Genomic DNA, 26,290 nt, shown 5'->3' with positions numbered 1-26,290 from the left:
ACTTTAGAATTCCGTGAATGAATCTGGTGTAGCTCTTTCGAACTGGAGAGACTATCTGAAGCCGATATGACCAATCATCGTACCGCCACCGTAACGCGCACCACGCGCGAGACCGATATCACCGTCACCGTCGATATAGACGGGACAGGAAAGTCAGACATTCAGACCGGTGTCGGCTTCTTCGACCATATGCTGGATTCACTGTCGCGCCACAGCTTCATCGATCTGACCGTCAAGGCGAAGGGTGACCTGCACATCGACTTCCACCACACGGTGGAGGATGCCGGCATCGTCATAGGCCAGGCAATCATGAAGGCGTTGGGCGATTTTGCCGGCATTAATCGTTTCGGTCACGCCTATATTCCGATGGACGAAACGCTGAGCCGCGCGTCAATTGACCTTTGCAAGCGCCCCTATCTCGTCTGGAAGGTGGATTTCCGGCGCGACAAGATCGGCGACATGGACACAGAACTCTTCAAGGAGTTCTTCCACGCCCTCGCAGGCAATGGCGGCATGTGCCTGCACGTCGAAAATCTCTATGGTGAGAATAATCACCATATTGCCGAGAGCTGCTTCAAGGCAACCGCCCGAGCCCTGCGCATGGCAGTGACGGCCGATCCGCGCCTTCAGGGCAAACCGGCCTCCACCAAGGGCAGTCTCTAGGAACTACTTCCGATAATCCAGCGGTGGATCACGGTCGCCGAGCAGCGACTTGTATTCATAGTCCGGGCCGCGCTTGTCCTCGAACTCTTCCCAAGCTTCGTCGATGAGGTTGTCGTTCTGGTAAAGTTCAACGGCAGCAAGCGTCAGTGCCTCCGCAGCCAGTTGCGCGCCTTTTTGGCCGATCGACATGCCGCTTGCAGCGACCGCTTGCCAGCTATGCGCAGAAGTACCCGGAACCCAGGTTGCTGTGCGCAGGCCAACGGTCGGAACCGCCCAAGAGACATCGCCCACATCGGTTGAGCCGTAGCCAAGCGAAATCTCGAAGGGCTGAATCTCTTCCTGTGAGCCAATCTTGAGCTCCGGATTGTCGAAGCTCGCAGCCAGTTTTTCCGCATAAGCTTTTTCTTCGGCCGTATAGGTAATCCCGCCGGCTTCTCGCAGCTTACTGTCCATCATCCGCGCCAGCGTCTCATTGACCAGCAGCGGGTTATTGCCATGAATGACTTCCCAATCGACTTCCGTGCCTGTGCCCATGGCGGCGCCACGAGCCGCATTTTCCAGCCGCGCCCAGATCTTGTCGACGCCGTCGGCTTCCGGATGGCGGACATAGTAGAAGACTTCGGCGAAGTCCGGCACCACGTTGGGCGCATTACCGCCTTGCGTGATCACGTAGTGAATGCGTGCATCCTGCGGAATGTGTTCGTGGAGCATATTGGCCATCATATTGAAAGCCTCGACCCCATCGAGGGCCGAGCGACCGCGTTCGGGTGCGCCGGCGGCATGAGCTGACTTGCCATGAAACCGGAACTTGGCCGAGCGATTGGCCAGCGAGGTGTTGGCCGCCGCCGAATTCTGGTCGTCCGGGTGCCAGTGCATCGCGATGTCGACATCATCGAACAGGCCGGCACGCGTCATATAGACCTTGCCGCTACCCCCCTCTTCCGCTGGTGTGCCGTAAACACGGATCGTGCCCGTGGTTCCGGTATCTTCAAGCCAATGGCGAATGGCGATCGCTGCGGACACGGAACCCGCGCCAAAGAGATTATGTCCGCAGGCCTGCCCGGCATGCTTGCCATCTATCTGTTGTCTCGTTGGCTCGCTGGACTGATTGATCCCCGGCAGGGCGTCGAACTCCGCCAGCACAGCAATCACCGGCTCCCCGGACCCATATTCGGCAACGAAGGCAGTCGGAATTCCAGCCACACCGGCCTCGACCTCAAAGCCTTCATTCGACAGCGTGTCCTGCAGCAGGCCGGACGACTTTGTCTCCTGATAGCCAACCTCAGCCCACTCCCAGAGCTGGCTTGCGAGACTCCCGGTCAGAGCCTCCTGCTGCTCGACAAGGCTCATTGCTTTCTCAGTAGAGGTGTCGGCATACGCTGGCGCCAAGGCAAGGCTGGCCGCAAGACAGAGGGAAGGCAGGATGCGCATGAGGGAAAACTCCATTCAGAAACTGATATGTGTCAGCTTGCTGCAGCAAATTCGGCGGATCAAGGCGCTGACGCCTCTTTCCTCCAGGCGCAGCCCCCGTTATGAGCGCGCCTGATGACCTCACTTGTGTTGATAGATTACGGATCGGGCAACCTGCACTCCGCCGAGCGCGCCTTGCGGGCGGCGGCAGAAATGTGCGCCGCTGCCGTCGATATCGAGGTCACGGGTGACGCTGATCGCGTGCAGAAGGCTGACCGAATCGTACTGCCAGGCGTCGGCCATTTCGCAGATTGCGCCGCCGGTCTTCGTGCCGTTGAAGGCATGGAGAGTGCGTTGCAGGAGGCCGTCATACACAGCCGCAAACCCTTTCTCGGCATCTGTGTCGGCATGCAACTCATCGCCGAGTGGGGCCTTGAGGATGGAAAGACGCCTGGCCTTGGCTGGATTGCCGGGGATGTCGACCGCATCAAGCCCGGCGGTGGGCTGGCGGTGCCCCACATGGGGTGGAACGGATTGTCATTGAAACAGGACCACCCCGTTCTGGCGGGGCTTGGCGATGACCCACACGTCTATTTCACACATTCCTACGCTATGGTACCGACCAATCCCGCAGATATTGCAGCGACGACCGAATACGGCGGAGAAATCACGGCAGCGGTCGCCCGCGACAATCTCTTCGGAACGCAGTTTCATCCGGAGAAGAGCCAGCGTGTAGGCTTGCGCCTGCTCGCCAATTTCCTGACCTGGGAGCCGGCATGAGTTTTAACCTGTACCCGGCTATCGACCTCAAGGACGGACAGTGCGTTCGTCTGCTGCGGGGCGAAATGGACAAGGCGACCGCGTTCAATCCGGACCCGTCAGACCAGGCATACCAGTTCAAGACCATGGGGTTTGACCGGTTACACGTAGTCGACCTGAATGGCGCCTTTGCAGGCGACAGCGCTAATGGTGAAGCGGTGCGTGGCATCCTCAAGGCAACCGATGTGCCTGTGCAGCTTGGCGGCGGCATCCGCACCCGTGCCCAGATCGATGCCTGGCTCGAAGCCGGCATCTCCCGCGTAATTCTTGGCACCGCTGCCCTTCGGGACCCAGACCTGGTCAAGTCCGCAGCCCGCGATCTGCCGGAAAAGATTGTCGTTGGGGTAGACGCAAAGGATGGCTATGTCGCCGTGGAGGGCTGGGCCGAGACCTCCGACATAAAAGCTATTGAGCTTGCAAAAATCTTCGAGGGATGCGGCGTTGCAGGTCTTGTCGTGACCGATATTTCCCGCGATGGCATGAAAACGGGTGTGAATGTCGCGTTTACCAGTGAGATGGCCGACGCTGTTTCGATTCCGGTCATTGCGTCTGGCGGTGTAGCAAGCGTGGAAGACATCAAAAACCTCAGGAAATCGGGTGGAAAGCGCCCCATCTCCGGCACGATTCTCGGCCGCGCGCTTTATGATGGCGATATCGACCCGGCTGAAGCCATTGAGGCTGCGAGGGCTTGATCTGCCATGCTTAAAACGCGCATCATTCCCTGCCTGGATGTGAAAGATGGACGCACGGTCAAAGGTGTTAATTTCGTCGACCTGCGCGATGCCGGAGACCCTGTGGCTCTTGCAAAAGCCTATGATTCACAAGGTGCTGACGAACTTTGCTTTCTGGACATCACGGCGAGCCATGAAGGGCGCGGGACAATGCTGGATATCGTCAGACGAACCGCCGAACAATGCTTCATGCCGCTGACAGTTGGCGGTGGGGTGAGATCGGCGTCAGACCTGGTCCAACTGTTGCGCTCCGGGGCAGACAAGGTGGCGATCAACTCGGCGGCCGTCGCCAATCCTGCGGTTATCTCCGAATGTGCCGCGAAAGGTGGCAGTCAGGCCGTCGTTGTCGCGATCGATGCCCGCAAGACAGGGGATCACTGGGAGATCTTCACCCATGGAGGTCGCAAGCCCACGGGTATTGATGCTGTTGAATTTGCTATGGAAGCCGAGCAGCGGGGTGCTGGCGAGATTCTGCTGACCTCGATGGATAAGGACGGGACAAAATCAGGCTTTGACATCCCGTTGTTGAAGGCGATTACGAAGACGGTCTCCATTCCCGTGGTCGCTTCTGGTGGCGCAGGCTCGGCAGCCGATCTGGCGCCCGCTGTTTTGGAAGGCGGAGCAAATGCTGTATTGGCAGCCTCTATTTTTCACTTCGGCGAAGTCACCCTGGCCGAAGCCCGAGCCGCTATGACAGACGCTGGTGCGCCGGTCAGACCCTTCGAGACGTGAGGCAGAAAACCCATGGCAAAACAACCCCTTGGATCAGCAGATAGACTGACGGGCCTGCTCGCGGCGCTCGCCGAGACCGTCGATAGTCGGGCGGGCGGTAATCCCGAAAAATCGTATACGGCCAAACTGCTGAACAGCGGCGAGCTTCGTTGCGGAAAGAAAATCGTGGAAGAAGCCGGTGAAGTCGCCCTTGCCATTGCCGCTGAGGGGCGGAAGGAAACCGCGTCTGAAGCCGCCGATCTGATCTTCCATCTACTTGTTGGACTGAGGGCAAAAGGGGTCACGCTGGACATGGTCGCCGATGCGTTAGCGGAGCGGCGCGGCGTATCAGGGCTGGCCGAAAAAGCCTCAAGACAAACAAAGGCTTAGCGGCGCCTCAGGAACACGTAAAAGGCGCCTGCGCCACCGTGTCGGGGGTGGGCCTGGGCGTAGCCGGAGATGAGGCCCCCGGCATTTGGCATCTCTAGCCAGCGCAGGAAGTTACGTCGCAATACGCCTTCCCCGTACTTCCCCTTTCCTGTAATGACAATTACGCATCGCGAGCCGCGCGCCTGCTCACGCATGAGGAATGCTGGCAGGGCAGACCAAGCAGAATCCTGGGTATGACCATGCAGGTCGAAACTGGCAGAGACCTCGATTTTCCCACGCCTGACCTTCTTTTCGGAGCCCCGATTCTGGGGTCCGGAAACAGTCCGGTTATAGTCCGGTTTCAGTCCGGTTTTGGCAGGTTTTTCACGTGAAACAGGATCCGGCTCGGGTTTGACCGGTTTGAGCAACGGATGTTCGCTCACATCACGCTTCACTTTCGGAGAGCCACCGGATTTTATCGGCCGCACCGTCTGGCGCACCCGGTCCCAGGCTTTCTCTTCTTCTTCTGTCAGCCGCCGCTTCGCCATGCGCGACATTTAAGGCGATGGGGTCGGTGATCCAAGAGCCGCATAGGCATCCCGGCCATTGAGGCGGGCGGCCACGGCGCGCGGAAGGAGAACCCACAGCCGGCCGGGCGCATTCATCGTGCCGGCCCTGTCGCCGGCTTCGGGACCGGTGCCGAAATAGATGTCACCTCGTACCGCGCCTGTAATCGCGCCGCCTGTATCCTGCGCATTGAGGAGGCCCGCCCAGTCGCCGCCGAGGCCCGGGGCGGAGGTGTTTACGAAAACCGGGACACCAAGCGGATGGAAGGAGCGGTCAACCGCCATGGAGCCGAGCGGGGTGAGCGGAACCGTCATCGCCCCTTTCGGACCACTGGCGCTAGCATTGGTCTCTTCCAGCGTGAAGAAAACAAAGCGCGGATTGGCGTTCATGGCCTGGCGCACACGCTCCGGGCTTGCCCGGTCCATCCAGGCGCGAATGCCCTGCATGCTGCGCTCGCCCCGCGAAATCCAGCCGCGCTCATAAAGCCAGTTGGCGGTCGATCGGAACGGCCGGCCATTATGGGCAGCGTAGGCGGCTTTCACGACACGACCATCCGGAAAGCGGAGCTTGCCGGAGCCCTGGATCTGCAGAAAGAAGACATCGGCGGGGTGAGCATAGGCAAGCGGCCCGACGCCATTTCGTGTGATCTCCGCACGCGCCGGATAGGGTCGCCGACTGCCGCCCGATAGACGCTGGTAGACATTGTCACCGCCTTCGGAAACGAGATCTTCAGGCAAGGCCGGGACCGGCTCGGTGTAAGGATATTGAGGGTAATAGCGCGCGTCATAAACCGGCTCGAAATAGCCCGTGAAGCGCGACTCACCATCGGAACTACGGATCTCCACCGGCTGGAAGAGGGTCTGCATGACGGTGCGTGCGCTGGCTTCGTCCATTGCGACATCAAGCGTCGCACAGGCCGGCAGCCAGTCCTCGATCCGGCCCGCCCATGGGGAGGCTTGTGAAAGCAAGGCCGAGCGATCCCGCCTCTGGAAAACGGCACAGCTTTTCCGGAAGGCCTCGAGACCCGGAAGAACATCAGCACTCGCCCAGCCAGGAAGCGAAGCGAATGCTGCCGGAACGGGCGGCCGCATCGGGGCAGGGGCTTCGGTGCTGGTGTCGGGGCCCTGCTCAAATGGTGGCGGTTCCGGTTCCTGACGAGGTGAGGAAGCACAGGCCGACAGCAGCAGAAGCGATGCGAAGAAGAGGGGGCGCAACATGGGCTTAAGGTTGCCGGGCTTCTGGCAGACCGACAACTCCTAATATCGGCGATCCTGACCCCTCATTCAGCCTGGCACCAAGTCAGCGCCCAGCGAACACGACCTTCGATCTCTCATACTGAACTGAATGACAGGCCCAAGCGCGCTGAATGTGCGCTCATGTCATGAGAGGCCTAGCCTAGCCGGCCACGTCGACATCGTCGAGCAGCCAGTTTGGATCCTCGGAACTCGTATCGCGCATGAAGGTCCAGTATTCTTCGGACTTGCGCGTCAGGTCGCCTTCGCCGAGCTCAGCCTCGAAGCGCACGGTGACCCGGGCCATGCTTCCGTCGAGCCGGGCCTCCTCGATTTCGCTATGCCGCATGCGCAGGAGTTGCGGGGCCTCGGCGCCGGTCTTCTCACGCTCGGCGATCGCGGCATCCCAGGCTTCATAGACATCGGTGTCGAGCCAGGGTTTCAGAGTCTCCCGGTCACCGCGCGCGAAGGCCGCGGCCAGCATTTCATAAGCGCTGCGCGCCCCCTGCAGGAACTCGCTCGGATTGAAGGATGGATCAGCCGCATGAATGGCTTCCAGCCCGGCAGCCGCAGGGCCCGTAAAGGCCGGGCGCAGGCCTGAATCGGGCTGGGGCTGTCTCGTCTCACTGGCCGGGCGCGGCTGCGGCGCCTCGGAACGCGCACGCCCGTCCGGGGTGCCATTGTCGCTGCCCAGCGTCGTGTAAAGGCGCCAGCCGACAAACGCGGCAATGGCGGCCAGCAGGGCCAGTTCGATGATCGAGGATGACATAGTGTCTCCACTAGAATTGCGTGTACCACTCACCCATATAGGGGTCTTTTCTGCTGTGCCACCCAGTGTTGCGCATGAAGTGGGCACATGATAGGCGCCAGACCCAGTTTGTAGAGGAAATTCTGCCCATGAGCGACACGTCGGACGCCGCACCCCAGCCCCAGCAGCCTACGGGGCCCAGCTTGCGCGTGCTAAACCAGTATATCAAGGACCTGTCCTTTGAAAATCCCGGTGCCCGGGTGAACGAGCAACCGAATGTGGATCTCGGCATCGACGTGCAAGCCATTCCGCAGAACCAGAGCGAAGGCGTCTATGAAGTCGTCCTGAAGATGAATGCCCGCGCCGGGACGCAGGACACCGCGCTCTTCCTGATCGAGCTACAATATGCCGGTCTGTTCCAGCTTCGCGGCGCCTCGCAGGCTGACATGGAGGCCATGCTTCTGATCGAATGCCCGCGCATGCTTTTCCCGTTCGCCCGCCGCATCGTGGCTGACCTCACACAGGAAGGCGGCTTCCCGGCGCTTCGGATCGACCCGGTCGATTTTACCGCACTTTATCGCCAGCAGCGCCAACAGGGCACGGCGGCACAGGCTGCAGGCCAGACGGGCGGAGAGGCTGCACCACAACAGCCGATGCCGGACACCTCCACGCCGGAAAATGGCGGCGGTACAGGCGGCCAGGTCTAGGCTGGTCCCTGACGATCAGGCGCGAAGCTTCGCCCAGATCGAGTCTTCACCAAGTTCTTCGAGGAAGGCCGAGTGACGCTCGGCCTCTTCTTTTGTCACGAGTGACACAAGGGGCTCAGGCCGCTGGCGTGCCGTGCTGAAGCGGGCCTTGTTGCCATCTCCGAACCCGTCATTGAAGTCGAAGCTGCGGGCCCGTCCGCCACGAAGCTCAAGATAAACTTCGGCCAGAAGCTGGCTGTCGAGCAGGGCGCCGTGAAGGGTCCGCGCCTCAAGCCCGATATTGAAACGCTTGCACAGCGCATCAAGCGATGCCGGCGCACCCGGATAGCGCTTCTTGGCAATGTCGAGGGTATCGACCCAGCGGTCGACGATGATCTCGGGCCGCCCGCAGCGAACCAGTTCAGCATTCAGAAACCCCCGGTCGAAGCTCGCATTGTGGGCGACAATCGGGGACTCGTCGATAAATTCGAGCAAGGCATCCACGATGCAGGCATCCTCAAAGAAAGGCATATCGACCAGCATCTCGTCCGTGATGCCGGTAATCTCGATTGTCTTTTCCGAAACCTTGCGGCGGGGATTGATGCGCTGATGGAAGGTACGGCCGGTGGCGACATGATTGATGAGCTCAACCGCGCCCACCTCGATGATCCGGTCCTCACCGGACCAGTTGAGGCCTGTTGTTTCGGTATCGAAGGCAATCTCGCGAAGCTGTGTCGTCATCTCTCTTCACGCTCCATGCGGGTCAGCAATTCTACGATTGCGTTTACATGGGTTCGCGTGAAATCGAAACCGAAGGCTGTAGAAATCACGAAGTCGGCCCGGGCGCGCTTGTCGGCGTCCGGCATCTGCTTGGCGAGAATTTTTTCGAGGTCGGATTCCGACATCTCCTCACGCATCATGACGCGCGCGCGCTGGATGTCCGGGGGTGCGCTGACGACAGCGACATAATCGCAGCGGCTGTCGCCGCCCGTCTCGTAAAGCAGGGGGATATCGAGGACGGCGAGCTTCGCACCTGAGTGAATGGCATCACGCCGGAACTGTGCCTGTGTCTCACCGACAAGGGGATGGACGATGGCCTCAAGGTCTTTCATCGCCTCGGGGTCTTCCATCACGATGTCGCGCAGGCGCTGGCGGCTGATCGCTCCGTCGACGACCACGCCGGGAAAGCGTTCGCTCAGAGGCTCCACTGCCAGACCACCTTTGGTGTAGATGGAATGGACTGCCGCATCTGCGTCATAGACGGGAATGCCGGCCTCGGCGAACATCGCCGCCGTGGCGCTCTTTCCCATCCCGATGGAGCCTGTCAGGCCGAGAATGATCATTCGTGCAGTTTGAGCGTTTCGCGGCAGGCTTCAAGAGCCATCTCGATGTCGGGCAGATCGCAGTCAAACCAGATGCGGAAGCTTTCGGCGGCCTGGCAAACCAGCATGCCAAGGCCATCCTCGACTTCCCACCCCTGGGCTTTTGCATGCGCGATCTGCGCTTTGCCGGGCGCTCCGTAACTCATCTCGAAGAACAGGCGTCCATTGCCATCAGGCAAAACGAAATGCTCCCCGGCATGGCCGGCGCTTGTCGTATTGACAATGAAATCTGCCTTGGCCGCATGCCTATCAATATCTTCCAGCGGTCCGAACCGATGATCCCGGTCGCAACAAGCCTCGATGACCATGCCAGCTTTCTCGACTGTCCGATTGAGGACGATGAGGTCAGCCCCGCCCCCATCAAGCGCATAGAGCGCGGCCCGGGCAGCACCGCCGGCCCCAAGCACCAGCACTGTCTTTCCGTCTACAGATGATACGCCCACACGCTCAAGGGCGCACATAAGACCGGGCGCATCCGTATTGTCAGCACGCCAGCTCCCATCGGGGTTTCGGGTCAGTGTATTCGCTGCGCCTATGGCTTCGACAGCTGGCGAACGATCGCTGACCGTTTCGAGTATGGCTTCCTTGTGAGGAAGCGTAACGTTCAGTCCCCGGAATTCCTTGCGGGCAAAATCCTGTAGCGCCCGATCCGCCTCACCTTTCGGCACGCGAATGGATTCGTAGGACGCATTGCGCTTCTGCGCATCGATCCACGTCATGTGGATTTGTGGCGACAGGGAGTGCCCGACAGGGTCTCCAATGACGGCAAGGCGCTGAATCATGACGCTATTACGCCTCTTGTGCGCAAATAATCCAGTAGGGGCAGCAGGGGTAGTCCGAGGATGGAGAAATAGTCGCCCTCGATCCGGCTGAAGAGTTGCGCCCCGAAACCTTCAAGCTGATAGGCCCCGACCGTCTTGAGGATGTCCGGACCGGCCATGTCCAGATAGGTCTGGATGTAGTCGTCCGTAAGCGGCCGGACCGTCAGTTTTGGTGAGGTGAGATGACGCCAGACCGGCTCGCCATTTTCGGCAATCACAATGGCCGTTTCCAGCCGGTGCGTCTTGCCGGAGAAACGGCGCAAATGGCTGGCCGCTTCATCCATATCAACCGGCTTGTCCATTGCCTCGCCATCAAGGTTCAGCATCTGGTCGCCGCCGATAACCAGGCCTTCCCGCCCTCGAGAGACCTTTACCGCCTTCAGTTCGGCAAGCCGCATCGCCTGATCGGACACACGCATCCGCTCAGCGCGGAAGGCAGCCTTGGCGGCATCTTCATCGACATTCGGCTTGATACCGGTCGCGGCCACACCGGCATTGGCCAGCAGGTTTCGCCGGCTTTCACTGCCCGAAGCAAGAATGACGGCCGTGCTCATCCCTGGCCTCGTTTTTCATTGAGCTTATTGAGGATGGCCGCCGCGGTTTCTTCCACACTACGGCGCGAGACGTCGATCATCGTCCACTTCTTGCGCTGAAACAGCCGGCTGGCTTGCGTCACCTCGGCGCGCACGGCTTCTTCATCGGTGTAGTCGGTGGTCGAGGTCTCGTTCAGCGCAATCAGGCGCTGGCTGCGGATCTGGACCAGCCGCTCCACGCCGATCTTGAGGCCAATGACCAGCGGGCCCTTATCCGGGTCGAGTTCATCCAGGACAGGCGGCGGCGGAACGCCTGGCACAAGCGGGATATTCCCCGCCTTCACGCCTCGATTGGCGAGATAGACACAGGTTGGCGTCTTCGAGGTCCGGCTCACCCCGACAAGAATCACATCGGCATGTATCAGCCCTTGCAGATTTTGCCCGTCATCATGGGCGAGCGCAAAGTTGATGGCCTCGATCCGCTCGAAATATTCCTGGTTCAGCGCATGCTGGCCGGCGACACGGTCTGTCGCGGCCACGCCAAGATGCCGGCTCAGAAGATGGATGGACGCATCCAGCACTGCCAGCATCGGGATCTGGTTGGCCCGGCAGAACTGCTCGAGCTTCATGCGAAGCGACTCGTCCGAAATGGTGAACCAGACAACGCCGGGGGCCGCTTCGATGTCGCGCATCACACGCTCAAGCTGTCGTTCGGAACGAACGAGATAGTAATTGTGTTCTAGCGGGATGACGTTTTCGAACTGCGCGGCGGCAGCACGCATCACAGCATTCAGCGTCTCGCCTGTAGAATCGGAGACGAGATGGACATTGAAGTATATGCTCGGACGCATCGATTCTCCGGACCTCTTGGTTCGCGCGAACCTGCAGCGTCCTGAGGAAATCGACAACCCCTGTGGACACGCTGTGGGTAGAGAATCTTCCCCACAATCATTCACCGGAAATCCACATGCCGACGAGTCCCACAGCCGGAATTCCTGCCTTGTTCCAATCAGCCGGGTCTCTCAAATGGTTAACGAGGAATTAACGGCGATTCCAAAGACTTAACAGAAGGTAAATTTTCACCGCAGAATTGGACTCGCTGTGGAATTCATGGTGACAACCCGCCCTGAGACGGTTTGTCCACGATTTCCAGCGCTTAAGAATGATAAGAGCAGAAATTCGAGTTTGGAGTTTGAAGGGAGCCAGATGGCTGACAGTGCGCAAAAACCACTTCTGGATGTTCTGCTGGGCAATCGCAGGGACCCAGTTCCCATCTGGATGATGCGGCAGGCAGGACGTCACCTGCCCGAATATATGGAGCTCAGGTCCACAGCGAAGAACTTCCTGGACTTTTGCTACACGCCGTCCCTTGCCACGGAAGCAACGCTTCAACCCATCCAGCGCTATGACATGGACGGGGCCATCCTCTTTGCGGACATTCTTCTCGTACTTGATGCGCTTGGACAGGGTGTGCGGTTCGAGAAGGGCGTTGGCCCAATCGTTGAGCCTGTCTCTCCAGGCGGTCGCCTGAACAAGGTGCCTGTGCAGACTGCGAAAGAACGGCTTTCCCCGGTTTACGAAACAGTCTCTCGCGTGAAGGAGAAACTTGATCCCTCCAAGACGCTGATCGGCTTTGCCGGCGCGCCCTGGACCGTTGCACTTTATGCGATCGAAGGCCGTGGTGGCACCGACAAGAATACCGCGCGCCTGTGGGCGCATGAAAATCCGGCCGGGCTGGATCTTCTACTGGATGATCTTGTCGAAGTGACCGCGCACTATATGGCCGCACAGGTCGAAGCGGGGGCGGATGCCCTGATGATGTTCGAATCCTGGGCGGAAGGGCTCGCCGACGATGTGTTCGAACAGATCGTCATCGAGCCAAACCGGAAACTGGTTGTTCGTCTGCGCGAGCTCGGCGTCACCGTCCCGATTATCGGGTTTCCGCGTGGGGCAGCAACCATGTTGCCAGCCTATACTGATGTAACGGGTGTCAGCGCAGTCGGTCTCGATACGGCGGTCTCGCCCGCTTTCGTCAATCGTGAATTGCCGGACCATTTCCCGGTCCAGGGCCATCTTGATCCCCTGCTCCTGATGGCCGGCGGTGACAAGATGGAACGCCGGGTGATCGAACTGATCGATGCCTATCGGGACCGCCCGCACATTTTCAATCTTGGGCATGGCGTCCTGCCGACGACCCCGATCAAGCATGTCGAGCGGGTTGTGGAGCTCGTGCGGGCGCAGGCTGCCAAATAATATACAGTATACGGAACAATTGAATGGCGTATCTCTGGGTCAAGGCTCTTCATCTTATCTTTGTCGTCGCCTTCATGGCCGGCATGCTGATCCAGCCGCGTTACAAGCTTCATCAGCTTGGATCGAAACCGGGCGAACCGCTCTTCGAGACGATGAAGTCGGCATCGACCAAGCTTCGCCATATCATTCTGACACCATCGGTTATCCTGGTCTGGGTATTGGGGATTGCGATGGTGGTCATGAATCCGGCGCTTCTTCAGATGGGCTGGTTTCACGTGAAACTTCTGTTTGTCCTGATCCTGACGGGGCTGCACGGGTATTTCATCTCGGTTGGCAAGAAAATTGACCGGGGCGAAACCGTTTCAGCCAAGCGACTGAAGATGATGAACGAGGTACCGTTTATCCTCCTGATCGTTATTGTGATCATGGTGATTGTCCGTCCCTTCTGAGGCTGGACTTCCACTCTTGACGATTGAGCCTTCGAGGATCATAAGCGGGGCCATATAGTCGCTGCCCGTCCTGGGTGGGCGCGCTTCCCGATACAGCTTTTCTCCAGCCATACCGGCCGGACGACCCTATCAGAGCATCCATGTCCGACATCGTCATCGAATCCGAAAACGACCAGCGCCACGTTTACCTGCGCGACCTGAAAGCCAAGAGCCCGACCGAGCTGCTTGCCTATGCCGAAAGCCTCGAGGTTGAGAACGCTTCCTCGCTCCGAACGCAGGACATGCTCTATGCCATCCTCCGGGAACTCGCTGAGCGCGATATTACGATCATCGGTCGCGGTGTTCTCGAAGTCCTGACCGACGGGTTTGGCTTCATGCGCTCGCCGGAGTCGAACTATCTTCCCGGGCCGGACGACATCTATGTCAATCCCAAGCTGCTGAAGCAGGCTGGCCTGAAAACCGGCGATACCGTTGAAGGCCCGATCAAGGAGCCTGGCGACGGGGAACGCTATTTCGCGCTGATGAGCGTGAACTCGATCAATTTCGAGGAACCGGAAAAGGCACGCCAGAAAGTCCACTTTGACAATCTGGTTCCGCTTTATCCTGAAGAGCGTCTCCATATGGAGAGCCAGGATCCGACCAAGAAAGACCGCTCCGGCCGCGTCATCGACATCGTTTCGCCGATCGGCAAGGGCCAGCGCGCCCTGATCGTCGCGCCGCCGCGGACCGGTAAGACCGTTCTTCTCCAGAACATCGCCGCCTCGATCGAGGAAAATCACCCGGACTGCTATCTCATCGTCCTGCTGATCGATGAGCGCCCGGAAGAAGTGACGGACATGAAGCGCTCGGTGAAGGGTGAGGTTATTTCCTCGACCTTCGATGAGCCGGCGACCCGCCACGTGGCTGTTGCTGAAATGGTGATCGAAAAGGCCAAACGCCTGGCCGAGCATGGCCGCGATGTGGTTATCCTGCTCGACTCCATCACGCGTCTGGGCCGTGCCTACAACACGACCGTTCCGAGTTCCGGCAAGGTGCTGACTGGCGGTGTCGACGCCAATGCGCTTCAACGTCCGAAGCGCTTCTTTGGCGCCGCGCGGAATATTGAAGGCGGCGGTTCGCTGACAATTATCGCGACAGCCCTGATCGATACCGGCTCGCGGATGGACGAAGTGATTTTCGAAGAGTTCAAGGGCACGGGTAACTCGGAAATCGTCCTCGACCGGAAGATCGCCGACAAGCGGACCTTCCCGGCCATCGACATCATGAAGTCAGGTACCCGCAAGGAAGAGCTCATCACGCCGAAGGAACAGCTGCAGAAGATCTATATCCTGCGCCGTATCCTCAATCCGATGGGCACCTCGGATGCCGTGGACTTCCTGCTCGACAAGCTTCGTCAGACCAAGACCAATGACGAATTCTTCGAGGCCATGAAGAACTAGGCCATGACCGATGCGCGCGACACGATCTGCGCGCTCGCTTCCGGGCCGCCTCCATCCGCAATTGCGATTGTCCGGATCAGTGGGCCGAAAGTCCGTGAGATTTGCGCGTCTGTTCTAGAACGGGGTGTGCCAAAGCCGCGCCGCGCCGTGTTTGGCCGATTCCTCGACGTTTCACGTGACACAATCGATGAGGGCCTGGCCGTGTTCATGCCGGGCCCCAACTCCTATACGGGCGAGGATACAGCCGAGCTCTATCTCCACGGCGGCGCGGCGGTTATCGACCATGCGCTGGATACGATCTGCGCGCTGGGCGCACGTCTGGCCGAACCGGGTGAATTCACACGCCGCGCTTTTGAAAACGGGCGAATGGACCTGGTCGAGGCGGAAGGTGTTGCAGACCTGATCGACGCGGAAACGCGCGCCCAGAAATCGCTGGCACTCGACCAGCTGGAGGGCCGGCTGTCGCGTCAGTATGCGGAATGGCGCGCGGGCCTGGTGGATGTGTTGGCCTTGCTCGAAGTGAGCATCGACTTCCCGGACGAGGAAGATGCCCCGGATGAGACAGGTGGGCCCGTCGAGGCGGCGCTGCGGCTGATCGCTGAAAGCCTCGAGAGAGCACTCGCGGATGATGAAGTCGGTGAACGGATTCGCGAGGGGTTTCACATTGCGATTGTCGGGCCGCCGAATGCTGGAAAATCCTCGCTGCTTAACCGGTTGGCTCGCCGGGAAGCCGCTATCGTTTCGGATATTCCGGGGACAACGCGTGATGTGGTTGAGGTTCGTCTGAAGATTGGTGGCCAGATTGCCTGGGTTGCTGATACGGCCGGGCTGCGCGAAGCGGCCGATCAGATCGAGGCGGAAGGCGTGCGCCGCGCCCAGGAACGGGCGGCCTCGGCGGATTTGCGAATTCAGCTGCGATCAGCCGACGAGAATCCGGACTTTTCGGACTGTCCGGCGGATGACCTCCTGATCGTGAACAAGCGCGATCTTGCTCAGTCCGGATCCTGGCCGGAGGGTGTTCTGACGATGTCGGCCCTCACGGGCGAGGGGTTTTCGGAGATTGAGGCGCGCATTGCCGAGGTTATCCGCAACAGGGCCGGATCTGCTGGAGCGCCCCTGATTACACGGCGGCGCCACAGGCTGGCTCTGGAATCCGCACTGTTTCACGTGAAACATGCTCTTAACCTTCTTGAGCACGGCGGCGGGGCGGAACTGGTCGCCGAAGATGTCCGTCTGGCCTCCCGGCAATTGTCTGGACTGATTGGTGAGATCGGTGTCGAAGAAATTCTAGGGGCTGTCTTTTCTTCCTTCTGTATCGGGAAATGACTCCGCCCCCTGTGTTTGGAGGCGGAGATGATGTATAGCGGCGCCCCTAGCACTCAAATGCAGACGAGCGGAGCGACGAATGCCAGGCGCATTTGATTTTGATGTAATTGTTGTTGGCGGCGGACATGCTGGCTGCGAAGCCGCGACGGCGGCTGCGCGCACCGGCGCCCGTACCGCTCTGATCACGCACAAGCTTTCGACAATCGGCGAGATGTCCTGCAACCCGGCGATTGGCGGTCTCGGCAAGGGCCATCTCGTTCGCGAGATTGATGCGCTTGACGGGGTTATGGCCAGAATGGCCGACAAGGCTGGCATCCAGTTCCGTCTGCTCAACCGCTCCAAAGGGCCAGCCGTTTGGGGACCGCGCGCGCAGATCGACCGCAAGCTCTATCGTCAGGCGATGCAATCGGAGCTGGCGAATTATGAAAATCTGACGCTGATCGAAGACGGCGTTGAAGATCTGATTGTAGAGAATAGCCGCACTGCTGGTGTGATCGGTCAGACGGGTGAGCACTACCGCGCCGCTGCTGTCGTCATTACAACAGGTACCTTCCTGAAAGGCATTATCCATCGCGGGGAAGAGCGGATTGAAGCAGGCCGTATCGGCGAGAAGCCGGCGATCGGTCTGTCCGATCGGCTCTACCGGTTGGACCTTCCGATGGGGCGCCTGAAAACAGGGACGCCGGCACGGTTGGACGGTAAGACCATCGAGTGGGACCGCCTTGAAATGCAGCCCGCCGATGAGAGCCCTGTGCCCTTCTCCTTCCTGAGCGAACGGATCGATGTTCCGCAGATTTCATGCGGTATCACGTATACGAATGAAGAGACCCATCGCATCATTGCTGAAAATCTTGGTCGCTCCGCAGTTTATTCGGGGGCGATCGCCGGAAAGGGCCCGCGCTACTGCCCCTCAATCGAGGACAAGGTTCATCGCTTTGCGGACAAGACACGCCACCAGATTTTCCTGGAGCCCGAAGGGCTGGACGATGACACGGTCTATCCAAATGGCATTTCGACATCTCTTCCAACGGACGTCCAGGAAGCCTTCATCCGTACGATCGAGGGCCTCGAAAGGGTGCAGATTGTTCAGCCCGGCTATGCAATCGAATATGATTATGTCGATCCGCGGGCACTGAATCATGGCCTGGAAGTCAAACGTATGCCAGGCCTTTTCCTTGCGGGGCAGATCAACGGAACGACAGGCTATGAGGAGGCGGGGGCTCAGGGTCTCGTTGCCGGACTGAATGCAGCACGGTCTGTTCGTGACGAAAAAGCTGCGGTATTTGATCGGGCAGAAGCCTATATCGGCGTGCTTATCGATGATCTCGTAACCCATGGCGTGAGTGAGCCGTATCGTATGTTTACGTCACGCGCCGAGTATCGTCTGGCGCTTCGCGCTGACAATGCAGACCAGCGACTGACTGGCCGGGGGGTAGCGCTGGGGCTGGTCAAAACACCACGCGCCGAAATGTTTCACGTGAAACACCAGGGTCTGGAAAAAGGACGGGCCCTTCTCGGGTCTCTCGTGATGACGCCCAATGAGGCGGCGCAACAGGGCTGGAAGGTCAATCAGGATGGCCAGAGACGGAGCGCCTGGGATTATCTCGCTTACCCCGATATTTCGTTCAGCGATATCGCCAGCGCTTTTCCGGAGGTTGCTGACATCTCGGGGGATCATCGCAAGCAGCTTGCAATCGAAGCGACCTATGCGGGATACCTCGAGCGGCAAAAAGCAGACGTGGAACAATTGCGTCGTGACGAGAATTTGGAAATCCCCGCGGACATGGACTTTGGCCGAGTGGGTGGCCTGTCTAATGAAGTCCGGTCCAAGCTTGAGACTGTACGCCCGGCGACGCTTGGCCAGGCGGCCCGCATCGAAGGTGTGACGCCGGGCGCCCTATTGACCTTGCTTGCCCATGTTAAGCGGCGGCGGCCTCAGCGCGCAGCGGGATAGGTATGACGGAAAACGAAGCGAAGGACGCGCTTTCGGCGCTCGGTGTTTCACGTGAAACACAGCTCCGGCTGGAGCGCTATGTCAGCATGCTCGGTGAATGGCGCCAGCGCATGAACCTGATTGGCCCCAGGGAGATGGATCAAATCTGGGCGCGGCATGTCTATGACAGTGCCCAACTTCTGCCCCTGATGGGTCACGGCTCACGCATTGTCGATATTGGCTCCGGCGCCGGCTTTCCCGGAATTGTTCTGGCTTGCGAGGCTGTCGGCGGTGATGGCCATGTCAGTATGGTCGAATCGGTCGGAAAGAAGTGCGCCTTTCTCAGCGCGGTTATTTCAGAGCTCGGCCTGCCGGCACGTGCAATAAACAAGCGCATCGAGGCGGTTAACGGGGAACGCGCTGATTTTATTACAGCGCGCGCCCTGGCCCCCTTGTCGAAGTTGATCAGCTACGCGGCGCCCTGGATTGACCGCGGCGCAACAGCTTTCTTTTTCAAGGGGGAACACTGGCGAGAAGAATTGACGCAAGCGCAGGAATACTGGACTCTCGCCTATGAGGCGATTCCGAGTCGGACAAGTGAGACCGGGGTCATTCTGAAAATCATGGAGGTGAAACGTGTCTGATTCCGGCACCCGTATTCTGGCAGTGGCCAATCAGAAGGGCGGCGTCGGCAAGACGACCACCTCGATCAACCTCGGTACGGCACTGGCCGCCGTCGGTCGCCGGGTCCTCGTCGTAGATTTCGATGCGCAGGGCAATGCTTCCACGGGTCTCGGGATCATGCGGGCCGACCGTCGGCTGACGAGCTATGATGTTGTGGTCGATCGGATGCCGCTCGAAGAAGCCATCCTCCCTACCCTTGTCCCCCGGCTGGAAATCGTGCCCGGCGATGAGAACCTTTCGGGTGTAGAGACCGAACTCGCTGAAGATCCGCGCCGGTCATACCGTTTGCGTGAGGCCATCCGGGATCATGTGGCAAAGGTCGCCCATGATCCGGACAAACGTTATGACTTCATCCTGATCGACTGCCCGCCATCGCTTTCTTCGCTGACCATCAATGCCATGACGGCGGCTGATGCCCTGCTTGTTCCCCTGCAGTGCGAGTTCCTGGCACTGGAAGGGCTGAGCCAGTTGCTTCGCACGGTCGAAGTCGTCCGGTCCGGTCTGAATCCACATCTCGATATCCAGGGTGTGGTGCTTACCATGTATGACAAGCGCAACAATCTGTCCGACCAGGTTGCAGACGAGGTCCGTCAGGTGCTCGGAAACAAGGTCTACAAGACGGTTATTCCGCGTAATGTCCGGCTATCTGAGGCGCCGAGTTTCGGCAAGCCGGCCCTGCTCTATGATTATCGCTGCCCGGGTAGCGAGGCCTATATCCGGCTTGCATCCGAGATGCTTCAGCGCGAACGGAACCGAGCGGTGGCATGATGGCGGCAGAACCGAAGTCCAAACAGAAGCGGCTCGGCCGCGGTCTTTCCGCCCTGATCGGTGAAGTCGAAGGCGTCAGCTCCTATTCCGAGGAAGGCGAGTCGACATCGCCCCCGGTGTCGGAAGCGTCGACAATCGCGATCAAGGATATTCGCCCGAACCCGCAACAGCCAAGACGGCATTTTGCTGAAGCGGAGCTTGCCGAACTCGCGGAGTCCATTCGCGCCAAGGGTGTCCTCCAGGCGATTCTTGTCCGTCCTGATCCCAAGGACGAATCCAAGTACCAGATCATTGCGGGCGAACGACGCTGGCGCGCAGCCAAACAGGCGGGCCTTGCCGAGATTCCGGCAACGATAAGGGCGCTGGACGAACTCGAACTGCTTGAAATCGGCATCATTGAAAACGTTCAGCGGACGGATTTGAATCCGATTGAAGAGGCCGAAGCCTATGGGGCGCTAATGAAGCGCTTTGGGCGGACCCAGGAGGGCCTTGCCGAAAGTGTCGGGAAGAGCCGCGCCCATATCGCGAACACGATTAGGCTACTCAACCTGTCTGAGACCGCGCGCAATCATCTTCGTGAAGGGCGGATCACGGCGGGGCATGCACGTGCCGCGCTCGGCGCACCGGATCCTGATGCCGTGGTCGCTATGGCGGTGCAGAAGAATCTGAATGTTCGCGACGTGGAAAAACTCGTCAAGAACACCAAGAATGACGGCTCCATGGATGCCATTGCCAAAAAGGTGACGGCGAACGAAAAGGATGTCGACACCGAGGCGCTCGAAGCTGACCTGTCACGTGCTCTCGGCCTAGCCGTGGATATTCGCCACAAGACCTCAGGCGGAGAATTACGTATAAAATACAGGGACTTGGAGCAGCTGGACGATCTCTGTCGAAAGCTTACCGCGAAGCGGGGCTCCTAGCGCGTCCGGCCGCCGACCTGATTATATTCAGCAGCAATATACGGACAGACGGATCGGCCGCAGCGCCCGCCCGTTTGGCCTGGATTTCGTGGTCGTGGATGGCCGCCAATAGCCGGGTAAGCGCTGGTGAGGTCCATCGGTCGAGCCGGGAGCGGAAAGTTGACCACTCCGACTGGAAGACCGGGGGTTTCAGCTTCATGCCGATATTGCCGCCCGTGCCCATCAGGCTACGCGCCTGCAGGAGGCGCTTCACTTCAAGTTCAAGAAGCCTGAGGATGGAGATTGCCGATGTCCCGGCCTCTGCCACACGCTCGTATTGTGCGAGGCACGCCTCCCCTTCCCCGTCGAGTGCCAGCTGGATCATCTCGCGGAGACTTGAATCTGCATCCGTTAGCGAAAGGGCGCGAATGTCGTCGAGAGAAATCGCACGGCCTAAATCACGCCCGAACAGGACGAGTTTCTCCGTCTCCTGATTGGCAAGGCCGCGGTGACCGGGCAGTTGAGCGGCGAATCGGTCAAGGGCGTCCAGGTCAATTGTTACGCTCTCTGCCTCAAGCCGGGACTGGACCAGGTCACGCACGGATTGGTCATTGTCGGCGAACACCTGGATGGCCGCGGCTGTCTTGGCCGCTTCCATCGTGCTGCGAAGTTTCGAGCGCTTGTTGAGGGTGCCATTCAGGATAATCAGTTTGTTGTTGAAGGGTGATCCTGACTGATCAGCCTGGGCAATGAGGTCGAGCACGGGTTTCGAGATCTTTTCTCCCGACGTGCGCACGCGGATGATATCGGTTTCTCCGAGGAGGGAGTTCGTCTCTATCCGGTCGAAGAGCTGATGCGGCTCACGTCGGATTTCGTCATCGTCCAGGGTCAGCATCTTGGCCTCCCCTCCCGCAGATTTTGTCCATGTCGCCGCGACCTGTTCGGCAATGTCGCTGACAACACCTTCATCATTTCCGAAGACCAGGACGCACCAAATATCGGGATCGAGCTTGCGCGCCCGACCGGAAACCGCTGCGGGCTTCAGGATCATTTCTGGGTCTGGACCTGAATTCTGATCTGTTCGGTAATGCGCCGCGAAAGTTCCGTCATGGCGCGCTCGGCAGCGTAGGTCTGGGCTGACACGTCAGTATAAGGTGTCTGTGAGGCCGCAAACGGGACCTGCACGCTTGCGCTACCGCTGATCGCGCCGTCTGCTGTTGCGAGCGTATAACGCCCGGTCGCATTGTAGAATGAGCGAGACACGGCACCATCAGGGAGCAGGGTTGCCCGTGCTATATCCTCCTTGAGAGAAACGCTCAGAACCGTGCTCTCTTCAAGCCCGGGCACACCTATCGAGAGATCCCGGATAAGCGACTGGCGGAGATTGTAGCCGGATCGTCCGGGAATCTCTTCGACGGAGATATTCTGTCCTGAGACCGCACCACTGCCGCCCTGCCCGGCATAAAGGGGGCGAAACCCGCAGGCGGCCAGGGTGGAGAGGGCAAAAAGGACAGCGACGAGACGGATCATGCAGCTACGATATTCACGATCCGGCCGGGTACGACAATCACTTTCTTGATGACTTTCCCGTCAAGAAAGGTTGCGACATCCGGACTGGCGAGCGCGATCTTCTCGATATCGGCGGGCAGTGCCGCCTTTTCGACTTCGATTTCGCCGCGTCGTTTCCCGTTTACCTGGATTGGCAGGGTGAGGGTCGACTCTTCCATGAGCGCCGGGTCAGACTTTGGCCAGGGCGCATCCGACACGAAGCTGTCTTCGCCGAGCGCACGCCAGCACTCCTCAGCCAGGTGCGGCATGAAGGGTGTGAGGCAGACGGCGAGCATCCGGGCGCTTTGTTTGCGTGTTTCAGGCGTCTCGTCGCTCGCGCTTTCAGCCTTCTTGAGCGTGTTCACCCAGTCATGGCAGGCCGCGATCGCTGCGTTGAACCGGAACTCCAGGATGGCCTTGTCGATGGCGGCTGCAGAACGGTGCGAATATTTTACCAGCGGTGTGACGTTTGTCGTTTCGCCGATGGTGCCGGCAGCCTGCAGATCATCAAAGATCGCCCATACCCGCTGCACAAAGCGGCCAGCCCCTTCGGCTCCAGACTGGGTCCATTCCACATCACGCTCAGGCGGACTGTCGGACAGAACGAACCATCGCGCGGTATCGGCGCCGAATGTCTGAATAATTTCGTCCGGATCGACGACATTCTTCTTCGACTTCGACATTTTTTCGATCGGGCCAACAGTTACAGGCTGACCCGTGTCGGCGAGCACCAACGCGTCTCCGCGTTTCTCAACCGCCGCGGGTTCAACCCATTTGCCGTCAGGGCCCTTATAGGTCTCGTGGGTGACCATGCCCTGGGTGAACAGGCCCGAGAAGGGTTCGCCGGAGGGCAGGTCCAGTTCGCCGACATCCCGCAGGGCGCGGGCAATGAAGCGGGAATAGAGCAGGTGAAGCACGGCATGTTCGACACCGCCGACATACTGGTCGACGGGCAGCCAGTAATCACGCTCTTCCTTGTCCTCGGTGCTGGCAAAGCGCGCATAGTACCAGGAGGAATCCACGAATGTGTCGAGCGTATCGGTCTCCCGCTCGGCCTTGCCGCCGCATTTGGGGCAGTCGACATGTTTCCAGCTTGGATGATGCGCGAGCGGGTTGCCGGGCTTGTCGAAGCTGACATCCTTCGGCAGCACGACGGGAAGGTCGGCTTCCGGTACCGAAACAACACCACAGGCATCGCAGTGAATCACGGGTATCGGACAGCCCCAATAGCGCTGGCGCGAAACACCCCAGTCGCGCAGGCGATAGTTCACCGTGCCCTGCCCGCGCTCCATGGTCTCGATTCGCTGGATCACTTCGGATTTGGCGGCATCGATTTCCATGCCATCGAGGAAATCGGAGTTGAAGATGGTACCAGGGCCCACATAAGCCTCGTCGGCGACATCAAAGCTCGCCGGATCGGCGTCAGGCGGCAGAACGACCGGACGCACCGGCAGCTCATATTTTCGTGCAAAATCAAGGTCACGCTGGTCATGCGCCGGGCAACCGAAGATGGCGCCTGTGCCATATCCCATGAGGACGAAATTCGCGACCCAGACCGGCAATGTGATCGACGGATCGAAAGGATGGCTGACACGCAAGCCAGTATCGACCCCGACTTTCTCGGCCTTCTCAATGGCTTCCTCGCTTGTGCCCATCTGAGCGGTTTTCTTGCGGAAAGCCTCGATCGCTTCATTGCTGTCGGCCAGTTGCAGCGCCAGCGGATGATCCGGCGACAGTGCAATGAAGCTCGCGCCAAACAGTGTGTCCGGCCGGGTGGTGAAGATTTCGATCCCCTGCTGGAAATCGTCCGGCATGCCGCCATCGAAGAGGAAGCGCATCTGGAGGCCTTCGGAGCGGCCGATCCAGTTTGCCTGCATGGTACGGACTTTTTCCGGCCAGTCCTTCAGGGTTGAGATGCCGTCCAGCAGCTCGTCGGCATAATGCGTGATCTTGAAGAACCACTGGGTCAGCTCGCGCTGCTCGACGGGCGCACCGCTGCGCCAGCCCTTGCCGTCTATGACCTGCTCGTTCGCCAGGACGGTATTGTCGACGGGGTCCCAATTGACCTTGCTGGCTTTACGATAAACAAGGCCGGCTTCCAGCAGCTTCAGGAAGATACGCTGCTGTTCGCCGTAGTAGTCTTCATCGCAGGTCGCGAACTCGCGGCTCCAGTCGAGCGTCAGGCCAAGCTTGTCGAGCTGCGCGCGCATGGCGTCGATATTCTTGTAGGTCCAGTCGCCGGGATGAATGCCCCGTTCGATGGCGGCATTCTCCGCCGGCAAGCCGAAGGCATCCCAGCCCATCGGGTGAAGGACATTATGGCCGTGGGCGCGCTTGTGGCGGGCCACAACATCGCCCATCGCATAGTTGCGCACATGGCCCATATGAATGCGCCCCGAGGGATAGGGAAACATCTCGAGGACATAGGATTTAGGGCGGTCACCAGCCTCTGCCGGACGTTTCGCCCTGAACAGGTCAGCGTCTTTCCAGGCCTTACGCCATTTGGCTTCCGCAGCCTGCGGATCATAGCGAGACGACACGCGCCCCTCCCGATTGTTTGTTGTCTAAGACTCTTCGCCTAGCTCAGCTCGGATGATTTCAGAACCCTGGCGCGGGTCAGGATGGCATTTTCAAGCTGGATGCCGGTGGCGGGATCGATAGCGGCATCACGCCATTCGCCATCCTCTTGAACCTGGCGGAACACCGACACTTTCACGCCGTCGGCACGCAGACGGGAGTCGAGAATGTAGACTGTCGCCTTGATACGCTCACCTTCGGCGCCCTGATAGGACTTCCAGTCGTAATTGATGATGCCGCCCACAGGATCGGCTGTCTGTAGAGGCAGTGTGTCGAGTGTATCGAGGCTGGCGCGCCAGAGATAGGGGTTCACGCCGCCCTTGAAATCCTGGACGACACTGGTCGGCTGGTTTTTGCCACCGCCAAAAATGCAGCCGGACAAGGCAAAGGCGCTGGCCACCGCCACGGCTATCTGAATTGTGCGCTTCATGACGAGAATCCTGTCAGCAATATCTTTATCATTCCCGGCCTGTATAGCATCTGCGACCTTGCGGACCAGTGCCGTTCTGCGGTGGTTGGAAAATCGGAGGAAGACTGCGATATGCGAGTGACACGTTTTGGTGCAGCACTGCTGACGGCAAGTGCGCTGGGCGGGGCCGCGTGGGCGCAGGGGGCACCTTTCGAATTTGAGTCCGAGATCGAGGCTGTGACGGTGATCGCAGCCTTTCACGATACCAAGCCGGGTACGGACAGCGAGGATGTTCTCTACGAGATCACGCTCGACAACCGATTCGAAAAAGTCCTCGAAAATGGGCTGCAGATTGGCGGGCGGCTGACCTTGCGTGGACAGCGAGACCATCCGTCACGACCGGGATTTCTTGGCAATTTTGGTGGTGCGCCCGGACCGGCGGGCGCGTTTTCCGGCCTTTCGGGCGATCCGCAGCGCCCCGATACGGGGGCACGAGGTCAGCTTGAGACGGCCTATCTGGAGCTTGACGGGGGCTATGGAGAATTACGCGTTGGGCGCGATCGAGGCGCGGCCGCCCGGTTTTTCGAAGGCGCGCCTTCGGTCCTGACCCATGCGGCCATCGCCAACCCGTATATTGACCCGGACGGCATCAAGATCATTCGTACCAATCACGACCTGACAGGCCCGTCGGCCAAAATCACCTACGCAACACCAAGGATCCTGGGCCTTCGGGCGGCCGCCTCATTCACACCAGAGCCCGAGGCTGCCGGTCTCGATCGCAATGTGCGCCCGGAGGATACGGGCGTGGAGCTCTCGAATGCGGCGGAGATCGCGCTCAACCTGTCGCGGACCCTTCGCCAGTCAGGCGTGCGGATCGAAACGGCGCTTGCCTGGTCTACCGCACAGGTCGACACACCAGCGACAGGTGTGCGCGATAACGTCAGTACTGTATCAGCAGGCGCAAATTTCGAATTCGATACGTTCGAGTTTGGCGGCTCGTGGCTCTCGAGCGACAATGGTTTCCAGTCCGGTGATTACACGGCTTGGGAAATCGGGGCGGCTACGAAGATTGGCGAGACGGAGCTTTCCCTGAATTATGGCGAGGCCGACGACGATCTCGCGCGCCTCGCGGGGGATGGATTGAGCCTCGCGGCGCGGCGCGACATTGCTGACGGTCTCGAACTTGCGGTCGCCTATCAGGACGAGACGCTCGCTGCGTCTGGCAACGATCTTGGGGGTCGCGGTGTTGTGGTAGAAATCACACTTAGTGGCAATTTTTTCCGAATGAATGGCAATTAATCTTCTCTTAAACGCTGTTCCCCCTTAATTAGGG

The 26,290-nt window shown here is 59.5% G+C and carries 28 protein-coding genes; 15 read left to right on the top strand and 13 right to left on the bottom strand.

All coding sequences use genetic code 11. The features are described from left to right. Positions 1–66 precede the first annotated feature (66 nt). Entirely contained in the window at positions 67–663 is a 597-nt protein-coding gene (hisB, locus tag Q1K29_RS03995) for an imidazoleglycerol-phosphate dehydratase HisB (RefSeq protein WP_300391659.1), read from the top strand. A 3-nt stretch (positions 664–666) separates the two neighbouring features. On the opposite strand, the gene Q1K29_RS03990 is transcribed toward hisB, so the two are convergent. Continuing rightward, positions 667–2,094 carry an amidohydrolase gene (locus Q1K29_RS03990; RefSeq protein WP_300391658.1) on the bottom strand — a complete coding sequence of 476 codons (1,428 nt, stop codon included), beginning with the start codon at positions 2,092–2,094 and terminating at the stop codon, positions 667–669. A gap of 114 nt (positions 2,095–2,208) precedes the next feature. On the opposite strand from Q1K29_RS03990, the gene hisH reads away from it, so the two are divergent. From hisH to hisE, 4 genes are read left to right on the top strand one after another with little or no spacing between them, the layout of a single operon-like run. Then, on the top strand, positions 2,209–2,853 hold the full coding sequence (hisH, locus tag Q1K29_RS03985; protein WP_300391657.1) for an imidazole glycerol phosphate synthase subunit HisH: 645 nt from the start codon (positions 2,209–2,211) through the stop codon (positions 2,851–2,853). Continuing rightward, a complete protein-coding gene (hisA, locus tag Q1K29_RS03980) occupies positions 2,850–3,584 on the top strand; it encodes a 1-(5-phosphoribosyl)-5-[(5-phosphoribosylamino)methylideneamino]imidazole-4-carboxamide isomerase (RefSeq protein ID WP_300391656.1) in 735 nt (244 codons plus the stop codon). Before hisH ends, hisA begins: the two co-directional genes overlap by 4 nt. 6 nt (positions 3,585–3,590) lie before the next feature. Continuing rightward, positions 3,591–4,355, top strand: a complete 765-nt coding sequence (gene hisF, locus Q1K29_RS03975) for an imidazole glycerol phosphate synthase subunit HisF (RefSeq protein WP_300391655.1) — start codon at positions 3,591–3,593, stop codon at positions 4,353–4,355. A 12-nt stretch (positions 4,356–4,367) separates the two neighbouring features. After that, complete coding sequence (gene hisE, locus Q1K29_RS03970) at positions 4,368–4,724, top strand: phosphoribosyl-ATP diphosphatase (RefSeq protein ID WP_300391654.1); 357 nt, start codon at positions 4,368–4,370, stop codon at positions 4,722–4,724. On the opposite strand, the gene Q1K29_RS03965 is transcribed toward hisE, so the two are convergent. The 3 genes from Q1K29_RS03965 to Q1K29_RS03955 all read right to left on the bottom strand — a co-directional run bounded on the left by Q1K29_RS03965 (position 4,721) and on the right by Q1K29_RS03955 (position 7,271). Continuing rightward, positions 4,721–5,251: a Smr/MutS family protein gene (locus Q1K29_RS03965; RefSeq protein ID WP_300391653.1), complete on the bottom strand. Its 531-nt coding sequence runs from the start codon at positions 5,249–5,251 to the stop codon at positions 4,721–4,723. The two genes, hisE and Q1K29_RS03965, sit on opposite strands and share 4 nt — an antisense overlap. 9 nt (positions 5,252–5,260) lie before the next feature. Continuing rightward, positions 5,261–6,487 carry an MltA domain-containing protein gene (locus tag Q1K29_RS03960; RefSeq protein ID WP_300391652.1) on the bottom strand — a complete coding sequence of 409 codons (1,227 nt, stop codon included), beginning with the start codon at positions 6,485–6,487 and terminating at the stop codon, positions 5,261–5,263. Positions 6,488–6,665: 178 nt separating this feature from the next. Beyond that, positions 6,666–7,271: a Tim44/TimA family putative adaptor protein gene (locus tag Q1K29_RS03955; protein ID WP_300391651.1), complete on the bottom strand. Its 606-nt coding sequence runs from the start codon at positions 7,269–7,271 to the stop codon at positions 6,666–6,668. Between the two features lie 128 nt (positions 7,272–7,399). Here Q1K29_RS03955 and secB point away from each other — a divergent pair, with 128 nt between their 5' ends. Continuing rightward, on the top strand, positions 7,400–7,957 hold the full coding sequence (gene secB / locus Q1K29_RS03950) for a protein-export chaperone SecB (protein WP_300391650.1): 558 nt from the start codon (positions 7,400–7,402) through the stop codon (positions 7,955–7,957). Between the two features lie 15 nt (positions 7,958–7,972). On the opposite strand, the gene dnaQ is transcribed toward secB, so the two are convergent. The 5 genes from dnaQ to Q1K29_RS03925 are packed head-to-tail and all read right to left on the bottom strand — an operon-like array spanning position 7,973 to position 11,523. Beyond that, positions 7,973–8,677 carry a DNA polymerase III subunit epsilon gene (gene dnaQ, locus Q1K29_RS03945; RefSeq protein ID WP_300391649.1) on the bottom strand — a complete coding sequence of 235 codons (705 nt, stop codon included), beginning with the start codon at positions 8,675–8,677 and terminating at the stop codon, positions 7,973–7,975. Further along, complete coding sequence (coaE, locus tag Q1K29_RS03940; protein WP_300391648.1) at positions 8,674–9,279, bottom strand: dephospho-CoA kinase; 606 nt, start codon at positions 9,277–9,279, stop codon at positions 8,674–8,676. Before coaE ends, dnaQ begins: the two co-directional genes overlap by 4 nt. After that, on the bottom strand, positions 9,276–10,100 hold the full coding sequence (locus Q1K29_RS03935) for a shikimate dehydrogenase (protein WP_300391647.1): 825 nt from the start codon (positions 10,098–10,100) through the stop codon (positions 9,276–9,278). The genes coaE and Q1K29_RS03935 overlap by 4 nt, the downstream gene beginning before the upstream one ends. Continuing rightward, positions 10,097–10,693, bottom strand: coding sequence for a Maf family protein (locus tag Q1K29_RS03930; protein WP_300391646.1), 597 nt, complete (start codon positions 10,691–10,693; stop codon positions 10,097–10,099). The genes Q1K29_RS03935 and Q1K29_RS03930 overlap by 4 nt, the downstream gene beginning before the upstream one ends. Next, positions 10,690–11,523 carry a pyruvate, water dikinase regulatory protein gene (locus tag Q1K29_RS03925; RefSeq protein WP_300391645.1) on the bottom strand — a complete coding sequence of 278 codons (834 nt, stop codon included), beginning with the start codon at positions 11,521–11,523 and terminating at the stop codon, positions 10,690–10,692. The genes Q1K29_RS03930 and Q1K29_RS03925 overlap by 4 nt, the downstream gene beginning before the upstream one ends. 355 nt (positions 11,524–11,878) lie before the next feature. On the opposite strand from Q1K29_RS03925, the gene hemE reads away from it, so the two are divergent. From hemE to Q1K29_RS03885, 8 genes are all read left to right on the top strand, one after another. Beyond that, on the top strand, positions 11,879–12,925 hold the full coding sequence (gene hemE / locus Q1K29_RS03920; protein WP_300391644.1) for a uroporphyrinogen decarboxylase: 1,047 nt from the start codon (positions 11,879–11,881) through the stop codon (positions 12,923–12,925). Positions 12,926–12,948: 23 nt separating this feature from the next. Further along, positions 12,949–13,374 carry a CopD family protein gene (locus Q1K29_RS03915; RefSeq protein ID WP_300391643.1) on the top strand — a complete coding sequence of 142 codons (426 nt, stop codon included), beginning with the start codon at positions 12,949–12,951 and terminating at the stop codon, positions 13,372–13,374. Between the two features lie 140 nt (positions 13,375–13,514). After that, positions 13,515–14,813 carry a transcription termination factor Rho gene (gene rho, locus Q1K29_RS03910; RefSeq protein ID WP_300391642.1) on the top strand — a complete coding sequence of 433 codons (1,299 nt, stop codon included), beginning with the start codon at positions 13,515–13,517 and terminating at the stop codon, positions 14,811–14,813. A gap of 3 nt (positions 14,814–14,816) precedes the next feature. Then, positions 14,817–16,139 (top strand): tRNA uridine-5-carboxymethylaminomethyl(34) synthesis GTPase MnmE, encoded by a 1,323-nt coding sequence (gene mnmE, locus Q1K29_RS03905; protein ID WP_300391641.1) that lies wholly within the window; start codon positions 14,817–14,819, stop codon positions 16,137–16,139. Between the two features lie 79 nt (positions 16,140–16,218). Beyond that, entirely contained in the window at positions 16,219–18,093 is a 1,875-nt protein-coding gene (gene mnmG, locus Q1K29_RS03900) for a tRNA uridine-5-carboxymethylaminomethyl(34) synthesis enzyme MnmG (protein ID WP_300391640.1), read from the top strand. A 2-nt stretch (positions 18,094–18,095) separates the two neighbouring features. After that, complete coding sequence (gene rsmG / locus Q1K29_RS03895; protein WP_300391639.1) at positions 18,096–18,716, top strand: 16S rRNA (guanine(527)-N(7))-methyltransferase RsmG; 621 nt, start codon at positions 18,096–18,098, stop codon at positions 18,714–18,716. Continuing rightward, entirely contained in the window at positions 18,709–19,524 is an 816-nt protein-coding gene (locus Q1K29_RS03890) for a ParA family protein (RefSeq protein ID WP_300391638.1), read from the top strand. Before rsmG ends, Q1K29_RS03890 begins: the two co-directional genes overlap by 8 nt. Next, the gene (locus Q1K29_RS03885) at positions 19,521–20,444 is read left to right on the top strand and encodes a ParB/RepB/Spo0J family partition protein (RefSeq protein WP_300391637.1); all 924 of its coding nucleotides are present in this window, start codon (positions 19,521–19,523) and stop codon (positions 20,442–20,444) included. Before Q1K29_RS03890 ends, Q1K29_RS03885 begins: the two co-directional genes overlap by 4 nt. Here the strand turns inward: Q1K29_RS03885 and holA are convergent. Genes holA through Q1K29_RS03865 form a run of 4 tightly spaced genes read right to left on the bottom strand, consistent with a single transcriptional unit; the run spans position 20,422 to position 24,978 of the window. Then, positions 20,422–21,474: a DNA polymerase III subunit delta gene (holA, locus tag Q1K29_RS03880; protein ID WP_300391636.1), complete on the bottom strand. Its 1,053-nt coding sequence runs from the start codon at positions 21,472–21,474 to the stop codon at positions 20,422–20,424. The two genes, Q1K29_RS03885 and holA, sit on opposite strands and share 23 nt — an antisense overlap. Further along, positions 21,471–21,953: a hypothetical protein gene (locus Q1K29_RS03875; RefSeq protein ID WP_300391635.1), complete on the bottom strand. Its 483-nt coding sequence runs from the start codon at positions 21,951–21,953 to the stop codon at positions 21,471–21,473. The genes holA and Q1K29_RS03875 overlap by 4 nt, the downstream gene beginning before the upstream one ends. Next, positions 21,950–24,511: a leucine--tRNA ligase gene (leuS, locus tag Q1K29_RS03870; protein WP_300391634.1), complete on the bottom strand. Its 2,562-nt coding sequence runs from the start codon at positions 24,509–24,511 to the stop codon at positions 21,950–21,952. The genes Q1K29_RS03875 and leuS overlap by 4 nt, the downstream gene beginning before the upstream one ends. A gap of 38 nt (positions 24,512–24,549) precedes the next feature. Continuing rightward, the gene (locus tag Q1K29_RS03865) at positions 24,550–24,978 is read right to left on the bottom strand and encodes a DUF3576 domain-containing protein (protein WP_300391633.1); all 429 of its coding nucleotides are present in this window, start codon (positions 24,976–24,978) and stop codon (positions 24,550–24,552) included. Positions 24,979–25,089: 111 nt separating this feature from the next. On the opposite strand from Q1K29_RS03865, the gene Q1K29_RS03860 reads away from it, so the two are divergent. Continuing rightward, a complete protein-coding gene (locus Q1K29_RS03860) occupies positions 25,090–26,256 on the top strand; it encodes a porin (protein ID WP_300391632.1) in 1,167 nt (388 codons plus the stop codon). Positions 26,257–26,290: the final 34 nt, after the last annotated feature.

The sequence above is a fragment of the Henriciella sp. genome (assembly GCF_029937755.1).
Taxonomy (GTDB): Bacteria; Pseudomonadota; Alphaproteobacteria; order Caulobacterales; family Hyphomonadaceae; genus Henriciella.
The sequence above is the reverse complement of the archived record's forward strand: the minus strand, read 5'-3'. Positions and strand labels throughout refer to the sequence as shown.

Bases quoted from the DNA above. Each gene is read 5' to 3' on its own strand.
- mnmE (WP_300391641.1), top strand. From the start codon at position 14,817: ATGACCGATGCGCGCGACACGATCTGCGCGCTCGCTTCCGGGCCGCCT.
- holA (WP_300391636.1), bottom strand. From the start codon at position 21,474: ATGATCCTGAAGCCCGCAGCGGTTTCCGGTCGGGCGCGCAAGCTCGAT.
- hisF (WP_300391655.1), top strand. From the start codon at position 3,591: ATGCTTAAAACGCGCATCATTCCCTGCCTGGATGTGAAAGATGGACGC.
- hisB (WP_300391659.1), top strand. From the start codon at position 67: ATGACCAATCATCGTACCGCCACCGTAACGCGCACCACGCGCGAGACC.
- Q1K29_RS03965 (WP_300391653.1), bottom strand. From the start codon at position 5,251: ATGGCGAAGCGGCGGCTGACAGAAGAAGAAGAGAAAGCCTGGGACCGG.
- mnmG (WP_300391640.1), top strand. From the start codon at position 16,219: ATGCCAGGCGCATTTGATTTTGATGTAATTGTTGTTGGCGGCGGACAT.
- coaE (WP_300391648.1), bottom strand. From the start codon at position 9,279: ATGATCATTCTCGGCCTGACAGGCTCCATCGGGATGGGAAAGAGCGCC.
- Q1K29_RS03885 (WP_300391637.1), top strand. From the start codon at position 19,521: ATGATGGCGGCAGAACCGAAGTCCAAACAGAAGCGGCTCGGCCGCGGT.
- Q1K29_RS03960 (WP_300391652.1), bottom strand. From the start codon at position 6,487: ATGTTGCGCCCCCTCTTCTTCGCATCGCTTCTGCTGCTGTCGGCCTGT.
- Q1K29_RS03955 (WP_300391651.1), bottom strand. From the start codon at position 7,271: ATGTCATCCTCGATCATCGAACTGGCCCTGCTGGCCGCCATTGCCGCG.
- hisH (WP_300391657.1), top strand. From the start codon at position 2,209: ATGACCTCACTTGTGTTGATAGATTACGGATCGGGCAACCTGCACTCC.
- rho (WP_300391642.1), top strand. From the start codon at position 13,515: ATGTCCGACATCGTCATCGAATCCGAAAACGACCAGCGCCACGTTTAC.
- Q1K29_RS03935 (WP_300391647.1), bottom strand. From the start codon at position 10,100: ATGATTCAGCGCCTTGCCGTCATTGGAGACCCTGTCGGGCACTCCCTG.
- Q1K29_RS03865 (WP_300391633.1), bottom strand. From the start codon at position 24,978: ATGAAGCGCACAATTCAGATAGCCGTGGCGGTGGCCAGCGCCTTTGCC.
- Q1K29_RS03925 (WP_300391645.1), bottom strand. From the start codon at position 11,523: ATGCGTCCGAGCATATACTTCAATGTCCATCTCGTCTCCGATTCTACA.
- rsmG (WP_300391639.1), top strand. From the start codon at position 18,096: ATGACGGAAAACGAAGCGAAGGACGCGCTTTCGGCGCTCGGTGTTTCA.
- dnaQ (WP_300391649.1), bottom strand. From the start codon at position 8,677: ATGACGACACAGCTTCGCGAGATTGCCTTCGATACCGAAACAACAGGC.
- hisA (WP_300391656.1), top strand. From the start codon at position 2,850: ATGAGTTTTAACCTGTACCCGGCTATCGACCTCAAGGACGGACAGTGC.
- Q1K29_RS03915 (WP_300391643.1), top strand. From the start codon at position 12,949: ATGGCGTATCTCTGGGTCAAGGCTCTTCATCTTATCTTTGTCGTCGCC.
- Q1K29_RS03875 (WP_300391635.1), bottom strand. From the start codon at position 21,953: ATGATCCGTCTCGTCGCTGTCCTTTTTGCCCTCTCCACCCTGGCCGCC.
- Q1K29_RS03860 (WP_300391632.1), top strand. From the start codon at position 25,090: ATGCGAGTGACACGTTTTGGTGCAGCACTGCTGACGGCAAGTGCGCTG.
- hemE (WP_300391644.1), top strand. From the start codon at position 11,879: ATGGCTGACAGTGCGCAAAAACCACTTCTGGATGTTCTGCTGGGCAAT.
- secB (WP_300391650.1), top strand. From the start codon at position 7,400: ATGAGCGACACGTCGGACGCCGCACCCCAGCCCCAGCAGCCTACGGGG.
- hisE (WP_300391654.1), top strand. From the start codon at position 4,368: ATGGCAAAACAACCCCTTGGATCAGCAGATAGACTGACGGGCCTGCTC.
- Q1K29_RS03930 (WP_300391646.1), bottom strand. From the start codon at position 10,693: ATGAGCACGGCCGTCATTCTTGCTTCGGGCAGTGAAAGCCGGCGAAAC.
- Q1K29_RS03990 (WP_300391658.1), bottom strand. From the start codon at position 2,094: ATGCGCATCCTGCCTTCCCTCTGTCTTGCGGCCAGCCTTGCCTTGGCG.